This is a genomic window from Pseudomonas sp. LBUM1664 (genome assembly GCF_059695895.1).
In genome coordinates this window covers 4092958-4109951 of the sequence record NZ_CP166791.1, presented here as the reverse complement: position 1 = coordinate 4109951, position 16994 = coordinate 4092958, and the positions used below count along the sequence as shown (strand labels likewise).

Below are 16994 nucleotides of genomic sequence, written 5' to 3'. Positions count from 1 at the left end.
GGCCACTTGGTTACCAGTTGTAGGTGAGGGAGCCGGTCACGGTACGACGGTAGCCGTACTTGCAACTGTCACCGGTATAGCCGCACTGCGACACGTATATCTCATCGGTCAGGTTGGCGACGTTGAGCCCAACCTTGACGCCCTTGAGGGAATGCGCGACATGGCTCAAGTCATAGCTGAGAGCGGCGTCGAACAGGGTGTACGAGGGGACGGTGTCGGTGTGTTCGTCGTCGATGTAGCTGGCGCCGACATAACGCACGCCGGCACCGGCACCCAGGCCTGCCAGCGGGCCGTCATGCAAAGTGTACTGGGCCCAGAGCGACGCCAGCAAGGCCGGGGTGTTGCCCGGGCGATTGCCCACGTTGCCGTTGTCGTTCTTGGTGATCTCCACGTGCGAATAGCTGTAGTTGGCGATCAGGTCCAGGGAGTCGTTGACGGTGGCCTTGCCCTCGAGTTCGATACCCTTGGATTCCACCTCGCCGGTCTGGATGCTGTAGCGATTGTTGGTCGGGTCTGTGCTCACCACGTTCTGGCGGGTCAGGTCGAACAACGACACGGTAAAGAAGCTCTCGCTGCCCTTGGGCTGGAACTTCACGCCCACTTCGTACTGGTTACCGGTTTCCGGCTTGAACGAGCTGCCATCTTGCGCGGAATAGCCCACGGTGGGATAGAACGATTCCGAGTAGCTGACGTAGGGTGCCAGGCCGTTGTCGGCGAGGTACATGGCACCGGTGCGCCAGGTGAAGGCGTGGTCGCGCTGTTTGGTGGTGGTGCCGTCGAGGTGGTCGTCGACTTCCTTGCGGGTCCAGTCCTGACGACCGCCGACGTTCAGCACCCAGTGGTCGTCATACTTGAGTTGGTGTTGGAAGTACGCACCGGCCTGGTTGAGGGTTTGCTTCTGGTCCAGGTCGTATTCGATGTCCAGGTCGCTGTAGTCCTGGTGGTACACCGGGTTGTAGGCGTCCAGGGTCGAGGCCACGGCGCCGCCACCCAGTTGGTCGGTGGTGGCGTGCTGCAAGTCCAGGCCAACCAGGGTGGTGTTCTCGAACAGGCCGGCGTTCCACTTGGCCTGCAGGTTGTTGTCCATCAGCACGTTCTTGACCTTCTCATGGCCGACGTAGGCAAAGCGATCGACGGTGCGGTTGTCGTCCTCCAGGCCATATTGGTACAGCGTGCGCTGGTCCTGGTAGGAGCGCGAGTAACGGGTGTTCTGGTGGAAGGTCCAGATATCGTCGAAGTGGTGCTCGAACTGATAACCCAACGACCACTGTTGCACGTCGTACTTGTCGAAATCGGGATCGCCGACGAAGGTACTGGTGGACAGGCGGCCGTACTGTGAGGACTTCAGGGTGCCGACACGCGGCAGGGCGTAGTAGCCCAGCACGTTACGGTCTTTCTGGAATGAGGTAAGGACCGTCAGCGAGGTGTCCTCGGACGGGCGCCAGGTGAAGGCCGGCGCGATGTACTGGCGATCGTCCTTGGCGTAATCGATCTGGGTGTCGCTGTCGCGCACCAGACCGGTCAGGCGATAGGAAAACACCCCGTCGTCATCGATCGGGCCGCCGAAGTCGGCAGCGATCTGTTTACGATCGTAGGTGCCTGCTTCCACGGCGATTTCGTGCAGCGGCTCGTCGGTGGGGCGCTTGCTGACGATGTTGACCATACCGCTGGGCGCGCCCTGGCCGTAGAGGATCGACGAAGGGCCGCGCAGCACTTCGATGCGGTCCAGGCCATAGACTTCGCCAACGGCGCGGCTCTGGTTGCTGAAACTGTACTGGCGCAGGCCGTCGCGGTAGATGCCGCCGGTGGTGGTGGCGTCGAAGCCGCGGATGCCGATGGTGTCACGACGGGTATCGACACCGTTGGCCTCGGCGTTCACCCCGGAGGTATAGCGCAACGCGGCGCCTACGTTCTGGGGTTTCTGCTCGTCGATCTGCTTGCGGGTGACGACGGAAATGGACTGCGGCGTTTCCATGATCGAGGTGTCGGTCTTGGTGGCCGTTAGCGTACGGTTGGCGATCAGCCCGCTGACCGGGGTCAGTGCGGTTTCCTGCGAGGTGCCGGTAATGGTCTGCGCCGGCAGGGTCATCGCCGAGGAGCCGTTGGTGCCCACCACGGTGATGGTATTGTCCTGGCGTTGGTAGTTCAGATTGGTGCCTTCCAGCAACTGCTCGAGCGCGCGCTGCGGATCCATCTGCCCATGTACCGCATGGGAGTTGACTTTGGGCAACTGGCCTGGCTGGTAAATAATGTTCAGGCCGGTCTGCTGGCCCAACTGGCGCAGGGCGTTTTCCAGGGGCTGAGCCGGGATGCTGATGCTGGTCGGCGTGTCGGCCAGTGCCGAGCTGACGGGCAGGGCGACCATCAACAACGCGGCGGTCAGCAGGCCGATAGCCATGTGGGGCGATGCGGGTTGCGAGGGGCGTGCGAGGCGAAGCGTCCGAGACTGCTGTGAGTTCATGCGATCGAGCTCTGTGGTGAAGTTAGTGTGTGTTTTTTTTAGGATTGGCAGGTGAAGCAGAACATTGGTGCATGGGCCCCTTATCCAGCAGCGGGCAATTGCCGCAGTACTCGGTGTCGGGAATCAGGTACGCGATACAGCACAGGCGCCGTTGGCGATGCGTCTCGCCGTCGCCTTGGGCGATATAGCGGATCGGGTTACGCAACGGGTTGCGCCAACCATCGGGCCAGGTGGGCTGGGTGAGCAGCCACTCGCCATCGGCCATGGCCTGGTGCGGCGGATGTGGCAGGCGCGCAACCGAGCGCAGGATGAATTCGACGATGTTGCCGGCGTTGCTCCAGAACACTTTGGTCGAGGCACCGCTGATGCGTGCCAGGGCTTCGATGGCGGGCTGCAGATGGCCACGCACCAGGTTTTCGAAGCGTTCGGCCGGCGTCCCGGCGGCGCGGGTGTTCCCCTCGTTGGCCAGTTTCAGGGCCACGGGCAGGCCGTCATCAGCCAGAACCCAGGCCACTTCGCCCAGGTTCAGAGGCAGTTGGCGGTCCAGGATCAGGTTGGCCGACAGGCAGGGCATCAGCAATTGAGTGAAATAGCGCTTGGACCACAACGACAGCACGGCACGAAGATCCCCGTTGCCGAAGCGTCGGGAAAAATTTTGGGTGGCATGCAGCAGCGCCGACTCGGTAAACAACCGGTCGGCGGCAATCGCCGGGCGCGGGTCGTCATACAGCACCAGGCTGCCGCGATATTCCTCCAGAGGGCCCTGGAACAAAGGGGCGAGGAGTTCGGTCATGGTGGTGTTTTCCCCAGGCTGCCGCGTGGGAGCCTTGCTGCATTCAGTTCAAACGATGCGTACCTGTTAGGAAAAACGGATGGGCGGTAGAAAAGATTAGTAGTTTTTGAAAATATTTATCATTAACAGTACATCGAGCGTTTTTTTCCTCGGGGCGGATGTATTTCATTTGCCGTTTTTATTGTTTTTCTGCGTCCGCAGGCCCACCGCAGCGCCGCCGGACGCCGCCTGCGGTAGCGAAAGGTTGATCATCGGTGATGAGACTTAAAAAAGCCGGCCCGGATTTCGTATGAACAAGGAGGGCGGTCATTTTGTCCGTCATGCGGTTATTCGGGAATTTTTTCATGCACCCTTTCTGCTTGAGACACCCAGGCCAGCGCTCATTGGCCCTGGCCGTCGCCACGGGTTTGGCGCTGTTGTCGTTACCCTCGCTGGGCAGTGCCGCGCCGCGAGGCAGCCTGATCTCCGACACCCTGGTGCGCGACTACAGCGTGGATGCGTTGCGCGCCGCCGCCGGGCAGACCCTGGCGCTGACCGGTGCACCCCGTTGCGGGGTGCAGATGCGCGAACTGCTGTACCGGACTGTGGGTGTGCACGGTGAGCCTGCTACCGCGTCGGCCATGCTGTTGCTTCCCCAGGGCCACGGCTGCACCGAATCGCAACCGCTGTTGGGTTGGGCCCGGGGTACCGAGACCTTGCGCGATTCGCAGCAGGCTAGCCAGGAGCCAACTGGCCCGGCCACTGCGCTGATGACGTTTTATGCCGCCCAGGGTTACGTGGTGACTGCCACCGATTACCTGGGTCTGGGCAAGTCTGACTATAAGTTTCACCCTTACTTGCATGCCGACAGCGAAGCCTCGGCCATCATCGATGCCCTGCGTGCCGCACGGCTGGCCGGCAGGCAGGATGCCGTGAGGCTGAACGGTAAAGTGGCGCTGGCCGGCTACTCCCAGGGCGGGCATGCGAGCATGGCCGCCCAACGGGCCATCGAAAAAGACTTCAGCACCGAGTTCGACCTGCGTGCCAGCGCGCCGATGTCGGGTCCCTATGCCTTGAGCCAGACCTTCCTGGACAACTGGAACAGCCCCCATGGACGTGGCGATGCGCTGGCGCCATACCTGTTCGTCTACACGCTCAATTCGATGCAAAGCACCTACCGCAATATCTACCGCCAGGCCGAGCAAGTGCTCAAGCCACCATATGCCGAGCAGGTGCGGGGGCGTTTCCCTGGCAAGGAACGTTTGATGGACATGGTGCGGGCCGGCGTACTGCCGCCGCTGGGGGTGGGGGACAGCCTGCGTCAGGCGAGCTTTGCCGAGGACTTCGTGAGCAACCCCCGCAATCCGTTGCGCGTGGACCTTGTGCGCAACGACCTGCTGGCCTGGACACCCAAGACCCCGACCACCCTGTGTGGCTCTTCGCGCGACACCGTGGTGCCGTGGAGCAATGCGCAAACGGCCAGCCAGGCATTCGAGGGGCGGGGGGCGAAGGTGACTTTGGTGGACGTGGATGCGCAGATCCCGGCGGATGTCGACGGTGTTGGTGCGCACACCAGTTGGGGGGCGGCGCTGTGCATGGCTCAGACGCGACGCCTGTTGCTCGATCCGTTGATGCTTGATAACGGCAACCACGCCGTGGAGCAGGTGCCGGCCAGGCAGCCGAACCCGGCATGAGTGGCGGGCCGGCCGCAGCGATGCGGTCGGCCCGACGCTTCAGACAGCGACGCTTATTTCTTCCAGTACCTTGCCGGTCTGCAGTTTGAGCAGATGGTCAGCGCAATCGAAGTAGCGGTCGTCGTGGGAGATCACGATGATGGTCTTGCCCAAGGCCTTCAGGCTTGGCAGCAGCTCGTTGTAGAAGATCCGGCGGAACGTCGGGTCCTGGTCTGCCGCCCATTCGTCGAATACCAGCACCGGTCGTTTCTCGGTCCAGGCCTGTAACAGCGCCAGGCGTTTGCGTTGGCCGGTGGACAGGTCGGTGGTGGAGAACTTGCCGTCTTGGATATTGACCTTGTGGGCGACCTCGAGGCGCCGCAGGTATCGCTCGGTGTCCTCTGGAATGGCCTCGTCGCCCTGGATCAGGTCCTCGAACAGGAAGTAGTCGGAGAAGATCGTGGTAAACAGCTGGCGATAGTCGTCGCAGCTTTGCGCCGTGACCGGTTCGCCGTCCAGGAGGATGGCGCCCTGTTGAGGTACGTAGAGGCCTAGCAGCAGCTTGATCAAGGTGGTCTTGCCGCAGCCGTTCTCGCCGACGATGAACAGGATTTCTCCGCGATTGATCTTCAGGTTCACCGGGCCCAGCACAAAGGGCGCTACGTCGGGCTGGCTGGGGTAGGTGTAACGCACGTCGCGCAGTTCCAGGCTATCGATGCTGGTGGCTACCGGTTTGTGCTCGTCGAGCAGCAAGTGCGGTTCGGGCGAGGAGAACTGGGCGGACAGGTCGGCAATGCGCTTGAAGGCGATTTGGGCGCGGCTGACGATTGGCAGGGTGCCAATCAGGTGTTCCAGCGGGCCTTTCATGTACAGCAACACCAAGATGAAGCCGCTGAGGGTGGCTTTGTCGGTACTGGGCCAGATCGATTGGAAGCCCAGGGCCACGCCAATCACGATGAAGAACAGGGTGGAGCCGAAGCCTTTGGCGATGACGAACAGGCGGATGGCCCGCAGCTGGATGTCACAGATGCGCCCGGTGGTCCCCTTGAGCTTGTCTTCGAACAGACGCAGGCGGCGCGGGCGGTTGATGCGCAGCTCCTTGGCGCCTTCGGCGATGGAGCGGTACTGCTTTTGCAGGTCGTCCTCAAGTTCGCGGGCCTCGAAGAAGCCCTGCAGGCCCCGCACTCGGGCGGAGTACTGGATGATGCTGCCGATCAGGATGGCCACCACGGTTGTCAGGAACATCGGCAGGGAAAGACCGGCCAGGTAGGCCAGGCAGCCCAGGGTCACGCTCAGGGACACCGCCAGCGGCGCGAAGGCGAAGGCGAAGTCGCTGATGGTGTCGACGTCGTGGGTCAACACCGGGATCAGCCGGTGGGTGCGGTAGCGTTCTAGCTGGTCGATGGGAGCCGAGAGGATGCGGCTGCCCAGGTCGATGCGCAGCTTGGCGATCACATGCTGGCCCACATAGTTGGTGCCGATATCCGAGAGGATCGAACCCAGCAGCGCCAGGGTGCACAAACCGCCGAAGGTCAGCAGCAGGCCACTGGAGGTGATACCGTCGTTGTGCAGGGTCTGGTTGATGGTGGCCAGCAGGCCGGTAATGCTCAGACCGCCCAGAATGCCGAGTGCTACGGAAACAATCAGTATGCCGCGCATGGGTTTGAGAAGGCTCAGCAATTCGCTGAACGTGCTGCGTGGGTGCATGGACATCGGTGGCCAATCCTTTTTTGCATGGGCGCCTGAAGGCGTCTGTACGTGATCATCCTTTTTTAGACGAATGAGCCGGGTAAAAATTGAGGTTCTTCATGCAATGCAGGAACAAGTGCCCCGGCTCTTGAGCTCGCCCCTTTGCGCAGTGTGAGCTTGCAGATCGTTGTACAGCATCAATCAAGGCATCTAATGTGCGTCAAGGTGCGTTGCGTGGCAGGTCGGACGTCTTGCGGCAATGCACCAGGGCATCGCGAATCATGAAGTTGACCAGTGTGGGTGAAACCCCAAGTTCTTTGGCGATTTCCCTCTGCGGTACGCCGTGCAGGCGATACATCTCGAACGCGTAGCGGGTGCGGCTGGGCAGCTCGGTCAGCGCATTGGCAACTTGTTCCAGCGTCGCCTGGTTTATGTGCAGGGCTTCAGGCGAAGAGCCGTGTATGGTCACGCCTAAGGCTTCCTCTTCCGGGCTGCAAAAGCGCTGCTCGACGGCCTGCTTGCGGTGGTGGTCGATGGCCAGGTTGCGCACAATCTGGAAGATGTAGCCCAGTTGCGCCTTAAAGGAGGGGATAGTCAAGGGCGCCGGCTGCAGGCGGAAAAAGGCATCCTGCACCACGTCTTCGGCCCGAGACCGGCAACCAGTGATTCGGGTGGCGACCTTGATCAGGGTTCTTCGATTGTCGACAAACGCTTGAACCAAGGGCGAAGTGCACCCGTCTCTGGAGCGTTGTTCCTGCATGGACATCACCTTGCTACCAACTAAGAGTAAGCGGGCGCTCACAAGCAGCGGCTGCCAACTGAGCGAGATACAAATTAGAGATAATGACAATTGCTGTCAAATGCAAAAACTAATCGATCAGCACTTCTCACAAAACGGCCCAAAAGGCATATCCGGTTGGTCGCAAGCGCGCAGGACCTTGTTGAATTTCTGTTACGAGGAAAGCCGATGGCCACCTTTGTTGAGTCTGGCCAAAGCCTTTGGATACCGAACTCAGGGCTGGCAACAACACAGTGGCCCTCGCGGCTTGAAGCTTTTGTTCAGTAGATGAAGCTCAGTGGGCTGCCGTCCACAGGATGGGGCAGCACGCCCATGCTGATGCTATAAATTGACCCCAGGGTGGCACTGTTCATGAGTTCGGCCGGTGCGCCCTGGATCAGCAAGCGCCCGTTTTGCAGCGCAACCAGGTGGTCGCAGTAGCGGGCGGCCATGTTGATTTCGTGCAGCACCACGATCACGCCCAGGTCCAGGTCATGGCTGAGCTGGCGTACTAGCGACAGCACCTCCACCTGGTGGGCGATGTCCAGCGCTGAGGTCGGCTCGTCCAGTAGCAGGTAGCGGCTGTTCTGCGCTAACAGCATGGCCAGCCATACCCGTTGCCGTTCCCCACCCGATAGTTCATCAACGCGCTGTCCGGCGTACACCTGCGTGTGGGTGAGCTCCAAGGCCCGGTCCACTTGGATGCGGTCCTCGGCGCTGAAACGGCCGAGGGCGCCGTGCCAGGGGTAGCGGCCGAAGCCTACCAGCTCACGCACGGTCAATTCGTCAGCTGGGGGCAATTGTTGCGGCAGATAGGCGACCTGACGGGCAAAGTCGCGATTCTTCCATTGTTCCAGCGGCCGGCCATCCAGGATCAGGCGTCCGGCGGTCGGCAGTTGCTGGCGGGCAAGCAGTTTGATCAGAGTGGATTTGCCCGAGCCGTTATGCCCGATCAGGCCGATCATTTGCCCGTGGGGCAGGTTCAAGTCCAAGGGGTGGAGCAGGGTGCGTCCTGGTACGCCAAAGCTGACGGCCTGAAGATCGAACATGACGACATCTACGTGAAAAGCGATCGGGGCAATTTAGTGCATATGATAAGCAATATCAAATGAATAGGTAGGTTGAGCTATTGGTACTGGAGGGGGAAACGTAGTCGCTGCGACGTCAATGGGCATCACGATGTCGTCGTGTCCACTCGTCGACGACATCTCCCATGGTTTTAGTTTCTCCATTACGTATCCAGGCCATAAAGTCTCTGTCAAATTTAAAGCCCGCGCCGCAATGCTCTGCCATGAATCTGCGGACGTTCTGCGTATTTTTATAACGCTTGCAGACGTGAGTATTTCGTGTGATCGGGTCGCTGTGCCAGTTAAAGGTCATGGGCGTGGGCTCCATACGCAGTGTGCGTTATCAATGGATTTATAGCGGGTGTCTATCCGATGTTTCGGATGGCCCACGGCAGGCAAGCGGTATCCACACCTCCACGTAACCCTTGCCCTGTGATGGATCGAAATCGGCACTGTATTGTTCGAACTCAGGGGCATCGGCAAGCGCGTAGTCAGACTCAGGCAACCATTGATTGAAAATGGTGAAGAACGTTTGATGGATTGTCGAGATATGACCCTGATGCCGAAACACGACATAGCGCTGCGCAGGAATCCTGAAGTGTCGAAAAGCTGGAGCAAGCGCGTCGACGCGGGACACTTCGACGCCGGCAATGTACTCAAAACTACCATCCAGCGCAGGATTGCAGCACAGCCCATAGTTCCAGTCGTTTATCTGGCCTGGCACCCGACCTATGTAAGGAGCGAAGGTTTGCCACAAGCCAACGATTCCTTCATTTCTATCGACGGTAAAACGTTCGCCCATACCCGCAACGACAAACTCGGCTCGGGTTTCAAAGCGGGGCTCAGACAGTGGGATGAGCTTCTTTTCTTTCATACGTAAAGGCTCCACCAGTGGTAGGTTCTCATGCTCTTGTTCGCGAACCTGCTTCGGGGTCACCCCGAACAGATCGCAGAAGGCTCGCGTAAAGGCTTCATGGGACCCGTAGCCCGCATCCAGCGCCACTTGCAAGATATCCGGTGCCCCTCGCCGCAAGGTCAGTGCCGCCTGGCTCAAACGCCTCGCGCGGATGTAACGCATCACCGGCCAGCCCGTCGACAGCGCAAACAAACGGGTTAGCGCAAAGGGAGACAGGTTGCAATGGCGCGCCACACGTCCAAGATCCAGCGCGGATCCTAACTCCACCTCGATGTACCACAGGGCTTTTTCAATGTTCAGCATGACGACGCTCCTTGAAAGCTGGAGCCACGTTAGCAAATGAGCAGGGCGGGCATTTGATCGTTCTTGCGATTTGTGCGTGATAAAGTGAAGCCACTTTGGTCAGCAGCTGTCGCTATGCTGGTGCATAGAGGGCGCCGCTGACGGCACGCCACCCCGATCATATTCTTCAATGAATAGGCCAATGTTCACAGCATTGGCCTTTTTCATGTGCGTGAGTTTTGCGTGATGTAAGATGCTTGTCGTGTTGCTTCTTTAGTGTTGTAGAGCGCGCAGGATGCTCAATGAACCGCCGAAGACCTTGGAACCTGGACATGATCAATTCTTGAAATGGTCTTGACCCAGAAGCGGCGGTATTCAGTTTTGTCCGGCGCCAACGGTTTGTGGCTTGACCATGGATGCTCAGCCTTCAAGCTTGCGTAGTAAGCCTCCCATTCTTTCTGCTCGGCAACCTCATGGGCTTTGTTCCTGTCATCGAACCAACCCAAAACGTAAGCCTCGCCCTGATCCATGCCGTGCGCTATCAGCAGATAAATCTCTCTCATTATTGGCCCGCCGTTCAATCCTGAAACCCCCATGCACTGGGGCGTTATCATGACTATCGGCAGCAGCTTTTCGTTTTTTAGATTTATCGATGAGCGGCGTGTATTCCGAATCTGGATCAGGTCTGGGGCTGTTGCCGGCAAGCGAGGGGAGGGTGAGCTTGTCGACGACGGCCCCAGATAACTCAGGGGCGAGCGGCCGTGCCGTCAGGCAGTCGCGCATTGGTCCAGCTCGGAATGCCACCCTGGCACGGATAACGTTTGGCTTTCTCTTCGTCGATGTCCACGCCGATGCCCGGACGGTCACTGAGGTAGGCGTAGCCGCGGTCGATTTCCGGACAACCGGGGAAGACGTCCAGCAGGTTGTCGTTGAGCGGGGTCCATTCCTGGATGCCGAAGTTGGTGGTGCTCAAATCCAGGTGCAGGTTAGCGGCCACGCCAATCGGCGAGATGTCTCCCGGACCGTGCCAGGCGGTGCGCACGCCGTGGAACTCGGCGAAGGTGGCAATTTTTTTCGCCGGGGTGATGCCGCCAACCGTGCTGACGTGGCAGCGGATGAAGTCGATCAGGTTGTTTTGGATCAGCGGTTTGAATTCGTTGACGTTGGTGAACAGCTCACCCATGGAAATGGGGGTCGAACTCTGCGTGCGCAGGGTTTTCAGCCATTCAATGTTTTCTGGTGCAACCGGGTCTTCGAGGAAAAACAACTGATGCTGTTCGAGGTTCTTCGCCAGTTGCACCGCAGCGATTGGCGACACTCGTTCATGTACATCGTGGATGAACTCGACCCCGAAGCCGAGTTTGTCACGCAGGTGATCGAACAGCTTCGGCACGGCGCGCAGGTAGGCATCCGGATCGAAGTAGATGCCGTGGGTTTTGTTCCGCGGGGAAATCTTCGGCTGGATGTTTTTGGCTCTGGCCAGTTTGCCGGCGATCAGCTTTAAATCCTCGGTGCCCGAGCCGCCGTACATACCCATCTGGCAGCGTACGTGCTGATAACCTTCTTCCATCGCCGCCCGAATACTGTCTTCCACGGCGATTTCATCTTCACCGTCGCAGTGCCGGTACAGCGGCACGCCATCACGGCAGCGGCCGCCGAGCATTTGGTAGACCGGCAACCCGGCGACTTTACCCTTGATGTCCCACAGCGCCATGTCCACGCCGGACAGTGCGTTGTTCATGATCGGCCCGGAGCGCCAGTAGCCGCTGACTGCCGCCGACTGCCAGATGTCCTCGGTGCGCAGCGCGTCCTTGCCAATCAGGAAGGGCTTCATGTACTGCTCGATGGCCGCCTCGACTGCGAAAATGCGCTGGGTGAACGTTGCACAACCCAGGCCGTAGAGGCCTGGCTGGTTGGTTTCCACTTTCACTACCACCAGATCAATGCCGCCAGGGGCGGTGAGAATCGTTTTTACATTTGTGATTGTTATAGATTCCATCTCGGTCTCCCGGTTGAGCCGTCGTTTTCATAAACCTTGAGTCAGCCGCCAGCATTGGCCCGTTACTCGATGTGCCGTGCCTCATTGATCGCGTCTACGTTGTTGGCCATCGCCTCATTGAGGGTTTCGGCGGCGGCGACGGCGTCATGGTTTTTGATGGCCATGTAGACCTTGATGTGTGCATTGACACTTTCCAGGGTGACGCCCAGCACGCGATTCAATTCTTCGAGGTAGTACAGATAGATGTGCCGGATCGAGTCCATGGCATGGATGAATATCTTGTTGTGCGAGGCCTTGACGATGGCGTAGTGGAAGTCGAAGTCGGCCTGGGAGTAGCGCTTGTAATCGTCCTTGTTCACCAGCATCCGGTTCAGGGCCGCTTCCAGCAGGGCGATGTCGTCGCTGGTGGCGTTCACCACTGCCAGCTCCATGCAGCGAAATTCCACTGCCTGGCGAAAGACTCGCATGTCTTCGAATTCTTCCTGGGACAGGTGCATGATCGGCTGGTTGTCATTGAGCAGGCCGTGTTGTTCGAGGTCCTTGATGACGAAGGTGCCCTTGCCCTGATGCGTCACCACGATGCCCAGACCGCGCAGACGTTGGACGGCGCTGCGCACACTGACCCGGCTGACGTCGAAGCTGGCGATCAGCTCGGACTCGGAGGGCAGCTTGCTGCCAGGAGGCCAAAGCCCTTCCAGAATGTTGCGCTTCATCTGCTCGTAAACGATGTTGACGATGTTTTGCGTCTTGACGATTTCGGTGTTCATTTTGTTGTTTTTAACTCGTCACATAAGTTGCAGCCTTTGTAGCACCTTTCGCCAAAAAATCGAAGAAGTAAATAGACGATCAGAAAAAAAACTGATTATTTTCTTGATTCTTCCCTGAAAACGGGATCAGGATAGGGTCAAGGTTGTACGACTAGTCCGATTTTCCCTTTCAACTTATTAGTCATGTTATGGGTTGGTACGGTTGGGGAAGCGTCATTGCCAGGCGCATCGGGGCTTCGTTCCAAGAATAAAAACGCTGAAAACCGAGGAAATCATGTCATCACTTTTTGATTTGAGCGCCCGCACCGCGCTGATTACCGGCTCCACCCGCGGCTTGGGGTTTTCCTATGCGCTGGGTCTTGCAGAGGCGGGGGCCACGGTGATTCTCAACGGCACTGATGCGGGGCGGATGGAAGAGGCCATCGGCCAGCTCGCCGCCAAGGGGCATCACGCCACCGGCCATCTCTTCAATGTCGCGGATGAAGCGGCGGTGGAAGCGGTGTTCCGTGAACTCGACAGCCAGGGCGTGTTGGTCGATATCGTCTTCAACAACGCGGGCATCCAGCACCGTCAGCCGATGCTCGAACTGGCGCTGGCCGATTGGCAGCGAGTGCTGGACGTCAACCTGACCAGTGCCTTCATCGTTGGCCGGGCGGTGGCCAAGCGCCTGGTGGCTGCTGGTCGTGGTGGCAAGATTATCAACATCGGTTCGCTGACCAGCGAAGCGGCACGCGCCACGGTCGCGCCGTATACCGCGGCCAAAGGCGGCATCAAGATGCTGACCAAGGCCATGGCCGCTGAATGGGCGCAGTTTGATATTCAGTGCAACGCCATCGGACCGGGGTACATCCTCACTGAAATGAACGCGGCGCTGGTGGACAACCCGGACTTCGATCGCTGGGTCAAAAGCAGCAACCCGACGCAACGTTGGGGCCGTGCCGACGAGTTGATCGGCACGGCTGTCTACCTCTCATCTCAGGCCTCCAACTACGTGAGCGGCCAAATCATTTATGTCGACGGAGGCTGGTTGGCCACGCTGTGATCTGACTCGGCAGGCACGGCGGCCAGTGCCCGCTCGCCGTGCTTGCGAACGCAAAAACTTACCTCATAAATACAAATAAATAGGTAGAGCGATGAAACCCACACGCGCAAGACTTTCGGTCTTGGCCATGCTGTTTGTGGTCACGGCAATCAACTATATGGACCGCGCCAACTTGTCTGTGGCCGGCTCAGCGATTCAAGGTCAATTCTCCCTGTCGCCGACCCAGTTGGGCCTGCTGTTTTCGATGTTCACCTGGTTTTATGCCATGAGCCAGGTCCCGGTCGGCTATGTACTCGACCGCGTGGGGCCGCGACGTTTGTACGGCGGTGCGATCATCTTGTGGAGTGTCTTCACCTTCCTCATGGGCTTCGCCTCGCACCACCTGTTTGCCACTGCGTCGGCGTCGTTTGTGATGCTGATGGTCTGCCGCGCCTTGATCGGCGTCGCTGAAGCACCGTCATTTCCTTCCAACACCAAGATTATCGCCAACTGGTTCCCCGATCATGAACGGGCGCGGGCTACTGCGACCTATTCGAGCGCGCAATACATCGGCCTGGCGGTGTTGACGCCGGTGCTGTCGTACATCGTCGCCACCTGGGGCTGGGAAGCTTCGTTCTACATTAGCGGCGCAGTGGGCGTTGTGTTCGGTGTCTATTGGTTGATCGCTTATCGTGATCCGCAAGACAGCACCAAGGCTAACCAGGCGGAACTGGACATGATCCGCGATGGGGGCGGCTACGGTTCGGCAAACCAGCGCGGCAACAGTACCAAGGTCAACTGGCCGGACGTACGCCATGTGTTGCGGCAGCCAACCGTCTGGGGACTGTTTATCGCGCAGTTCGCTGCGTCTTCAACCCTTTACTTTTTTCTCACCTGGTTCATCGTCTATCTGGAAAAAGGCCTGGGGCTGTCGATTGCCAAAGCCGGGATTGGCGCCATGTTTCCGTACCTGATGGCCATGTGCGGCGTGCTGTGTGGCGGCGTGCTCAGCGACATGTTGCTCAAGCGCGGCCACTCGCGGACCAAGGCGCGCAAGATTCCGGTAATGCTCGGGCTGGCGGTGACGACCAGCATCTGCCTGGTGAATTTTTTCGAAGACCAGCCGGTGATCGCCATCGCGATTCTGTCGGTGGCGTTCTTCGCCAATGCTTTCTCCAATCTTGGCTGGGTGGTGTGCAGTGACGTGATTCCGCGTCACTTGATCGGCACCCTCGGTGGCTTCCTGAATATCTTCGGCAACCTGTCGGGGATCATCAGCCCGATCGTCATCGGGGTGATTCTGGAACGTACCCATAGCTTTCAGTACGCCATGTTTTACATCGCCGCCGTCGCATTGATGGGCCTGCTCGCTTACACCTTTCTAGTGGGCAAGATCGAGGTCGTCGCACTTCCAGGCGCCGAGCTCAAATCCAAATCCAAACCTGAATCCGATCGCCCTCTGGGCACACACTCTGAGGCATGAGGTAAATCGCAATGGCCATTCAAACCATAGAAAACCGCGCTTGTATCGCTTACGGGATCAAGGACGTACGCCACACCTCACTGCCTCTGGCGTACTCCCCCGAGGAGCAGGTATTGGTCAAGGTCAGTCGCGGTGGGATTTGCGGCTCGGACATCCATTACTACCAGCATGCCAGGGCCGGCATGTCGATCCTCAAGAACCCACTGGTGCTGGGGCATGAGTTCATCGGCGTGGTCGCGGCAGTGCCGACGGGTAGCGTGCTGAAGGTGGGGCAGCGAATCGCGGTCAATCCGTCGCAGCCATGCAACACGTGCACGCTGTGCCTGGAGGGTAAACAGAATGTCTGCCGCAACATGAAGTTCATGGGCAGCGCGCAGTTCAACCCCCATGTGAATGGCGGTTTTTCCGAGTACGTGGCGGTCACGCAACAGCAGTGCGTGCCGTATGCCGACAACTCCAAAGACAGCGTGATGGTTTTCGCCGAGCCTTTGGCGGTGGCCATTCACGCGGTGCATCAGGCGGGTGATCTGGTCGGAAAAAAAGTCCTGGTCACTGGCTCTGGCCCGATCGGTTGTCTGGTGATGGCGGCCGCCCTCAAGGCCGGTGCTGCCGAAGTGGTCGCCACTGACATGAGCGAACGCTGTCGCGAACTGGCACTGCAAATGGGCGCGACCCTCGCCGTGGACCCGACCGATACCGAGCGCACAGCGCAATGGGCGCAGGAGGGTGGTTATTTCGATGTCTGCTTCGAGGCATCCGGCTCGCCGGCAGCGATCGCTTCCACAGTGTCCTTCACGCGTCCCAAAGGCACGGTGGTGCAGTTGGGCATGGGCCACAACACGGTCGAGATGCCGTTGGGTCTGTTACTGGTCAAAGAGATCAAGTTGGTCGGTTCGTTCCGCTTTATCGACGAGTTCACCACCTCGGTGCGCTGGCTGGAGAGCGGTCGCATCGATCCACTGCCACTGCTGTCCGCCGAGTTCAGCCAGGACCAGGTGGTCGAGGCGCTGGAACTGGCGGGTGACAAGAGCAAAGCGGCGAAGGTGCAGTTGATCTTCGCTTGAAGACTGCTGACAGCTTGAGTGCATCAGCCCCTCCTTGTGGGGGGCATTTAATGATCCGCATCGGATGATTGAACTTCATGACTTTCATTGCACCAACCCTCGCGCCGTTGCGTATCGCTCTGATCGGCGAATGCATGATCGAGCTGCAACAGCGCTCCGATGGCCAGCTGCGGCAGAGCTTCGGAGGCGATACCCTGAACACCGCCGTTTATTTGCGCCGACTGGTCGCTGCGAAATGGCGGGTGTCCTACGTCACCGCATTGGGTGACGACAGTTTCAGCGACGCCATGTGTGCGGCTTGGGAAACTGAGGGGATCGACCTGTCACGGGTACAGCGTTTGCCGGGACGTCTTCCAGGGCTGTACTGCATCCAGACCGACGCCCATGGCGAACGACGTTTTTTGTATTGGCGCAACGAAGCTGCCGTGCGCGAATGCTTTACCAACGCTAACGCGGCTCAAGTGCTGACGGCACTGGACGATTACTCGGTGTTTTATCTGAGCGGCATCACCCTGGCGGTGCTGGGTGAGGCCGGTCTTGATCGACTGTTGCCACGGCTGATAGCGGCGCGCGCTCGTGGCGCCAAACTGGTGTTCGACAACAATTATCGACCCCGCCTGTGGCGTGATCGCCAACACGCGGCAGACACCTATCAACGGCTGTTGCCGCACCTGGATCTGGCCTTGTTGACCCTGGACGATGAGCAGGCGCTGTTTGAGGAGACCGACGTTGAATCCATCTTCAATCGCTACCGGCAAATGGGTGTGCGTGAAGTGGTGATCAAGCGCGGTGCGCAGAGTTGCCTGGTCCGATACGAAAGTGCATTGCATGAGATTCCTACGACGGCGGTCGCTAGGGTGGTTGATACCACGGCCGCTGGTGATTCGTTCAGCGCGGGTTATCTCGCCAGCAGGTTGGACGGCGGCACGCCACAACATGCCGCTGCCGAAGGCCATAAGCTGGCCGGGCGAGTCATTCAGTATCCAGGGGCGTTGATTGCAAGGGAGGTGATGCCGGGCTGA

Annotated in this window: 16 protein-coding genes; 5 read left to right on the top strand and 11 right to left on the bottom strand. The window is 59.2% G+C overall.

The features are described from left to right. Positions 1-10: 10 nt before the first annotated feature. From ACA047_RS19030 to ACA047_RS19020, 3 genes are all read right to left on the bottom strand, one after another. Positions 11-2461 (bottom strand): TonB-dependent siderophore receptor, encoded by a 2451-nt coding sequence (locus ACA047_RS19030; protein WP_497351912.1) that lies wholly within the window; start codon positions 2459-2461, stop codon positions 11-13. 22 nt (positions 2462-2483) lie between these two features. Further along, positions 2484-3254 (bottom strand): siderophore-iron reductase FhuF, encoded by a 771-nt coding sequence (fhuF, locus tag ACA047_RS19025; protein ID WP_497351910.1) that lies wholly within the window; start codon positions 3252-3254, stop codon positions 2484-2486. A gap of 178 nt (positions 3255-3432) precedes the next feature. Further along, positions 3433-3600: a hypothetical protein gene (locus ACA047_RS19020; protein WP_497351908.1), complete on the bottom strand. Its 168-nt coding sequence runs from the start codon at positions 3598-3600 to the stop codon at positions 3433-3435. Here ACA047_RS19020 and ACA047_RS19015 point away from each other — a divergent pair. Continuing rightward, complete coding sequence (locus ACA047_RS19015) at positions 3599-4927, top strand: lipase family protein (RefSeq protein ID WP_497351906.1); 1329 nt, start codon at positions 3599-3601, stop codon at positions 4925-4927. The genes ACA047_RS19020 and ACA047_RS19015 overlap by 2 nt on opposite strands. A gap of 39 nt (positions 4928-4966) precedes the next feature. On the opposite strand, the gene ACA047_RS19010 is transcribed toward ACA047_RS19015, so the two are convergent. The 8 genes from ACA047_RS19010 to ACA047_RS18975 all read right to left on the bottom strand — a co-directional run bounded on the left by ACA047_RS19010 (position 4967) and on the right by ACA047_RS18975 (position 12404). Continuing rightward, on the bottom strand, positions 4967-6619 hold the full coding sequence (locus tag ACA047_RS19010) for a cyclic peptide export ABC transporter (protein ID WP_497351904.1): 1653 nt from the start codon (positions 6617-6619) through the stop codon (positions 4967-4969). A 196-nt stretch (positions 6620-6815) separates the two neighbouring features. Then, complete coding sequence (locus tag ACA047_RS19005; protein ID WP_497351902.1) at positions 6816-7355, bottom strand: RNA polymerase factor sigma-70; 540 nt, start codon at positions 7353-7355, stop codon at positions 6816-6818. A gap of 299 nt (positions 7356-7654) precedes the next feature. Continuing rightward, positions 7655-8422 carry an ATP-binding cassette domain-containing protein gene (locus ACA047_RS19000; protein ID WP_497351900.1) on the bottom strand — a complete coding sequence of 256 codons (768 nt, stop codon included), beginning with the start codon at positions 8420-8422 and terminating at the stop codon, positions 7655-7657. Between the two features lie 115 nt (positions 8423-8537). After that, positions 8538-8753 carry a DUF6434 domain-containing protein gene (locus tag ACA047_RS18995; RefSeq protein WP_497351898.1) on the bottom strand — a complete coding sequence of 72 codons (216 nt, stop codon included), beginning with the start codon at positions 8751-8753 and terminating at the stop codon, positions 8538-8540. Between the two features lie 39 nt (positions 8754-8792). Beyond that, the gene (locus ACA047_RS18990) at positions 8793-9659 is read right to left on the bottom strand and encodes an AraC family transcriptional regulator (protein ID WP_497351896.1); all 867 of its coding nucleotides are present in this window, start codon (positions 9657-9659) and stop codon (positions 8793-8795) included. 278 nt (positions 9660-9937) lie between these two features. Next, entirely contained in the window at positions 9938-10201 is a 264-nt protein-coding gene (locus ACA047_RS18985; RefSeq protein ID WP_497351894.1) for a hypothetical protein, read from the bottom strand. 182 nt (positions 10202-10383) lie between these two features. Further along, the gene (locus ACA047_RS18980; RefSeq protein WP_497351892.1) at positions 10384-11637 is read right to left on the bottom strand and encodes an enolase C-terminal domain-like protein; all 1254 of its coding nucleotides are present in this window, start codon (positions 11635-11637) and stop codon (positions 10384-10386) included. Positions 11638-11699: 62 nt separating this feature from the next. Then, positions 11700-12404: a FadR/GntR family transcriptional regulator gene (locus tag ACA047_RS18975; protein ID WP_497351890.1), complete on the bottom strand. Its 705-nt coding sequence runs from the start codon at positions 12402-12404 to the stop codon at positions 11700-11702. Between the two features lie 274 nt (positions 12405-12678). On the opposite strand from ACA047_RS18975, the gene ACA047_RS18970 reads away from it, so the two are divergent. The 4 genes from ACA047_RS18970 (at position 12679) to kdgK (ending at position 16994) form a co-directional block, all read left to right on the top strand. Then, a complete protein-coding gene (locus ACA047_RS18970) occupies positions 12679-13446 on the top strand; it encodes an SDR family oxidoreductase (protein WP_497351888.1) in 768 nt (255 codons plus the stop codon). Between the two features lie 91 nt (positions 13447-13537). Continuing rightward, positions 13538-14908 (top strand): MFS transporter, encoded by a 1371-nt coding sequence (locus ACA047_RS18965; RefSeq protein ID WP_497351886.1) that lies wholly within the window; start codon positions 13538-13540, stop codon positions 14906-14908. Positions 14909-14919: 11 nt separating this feature from the next. After that, on the top strand, positions 14920-15972 hold the full coding sequence (gene idnD, locus ACA047_RS18960; RefSeq protein WP_497351884.1) for an L-idonate 5-dehydrogenase: 1053 nt from the start codon (positions 14920-14922) through the stop codon (positions 15970-15972). A gap of 77 nt (positions 15973-16049) precedes the next feature. Next, positions 16050-16994: a 2-dehydro-3-deoxygluconokinase gene (gene kdgK / locus ACA047_RS18955; protein WP_497351882.1), complete on the top strand. Its 945-nt coding sequence runs from the start codon at positions 16050-16052 to the stop codon at positions 16992-16994.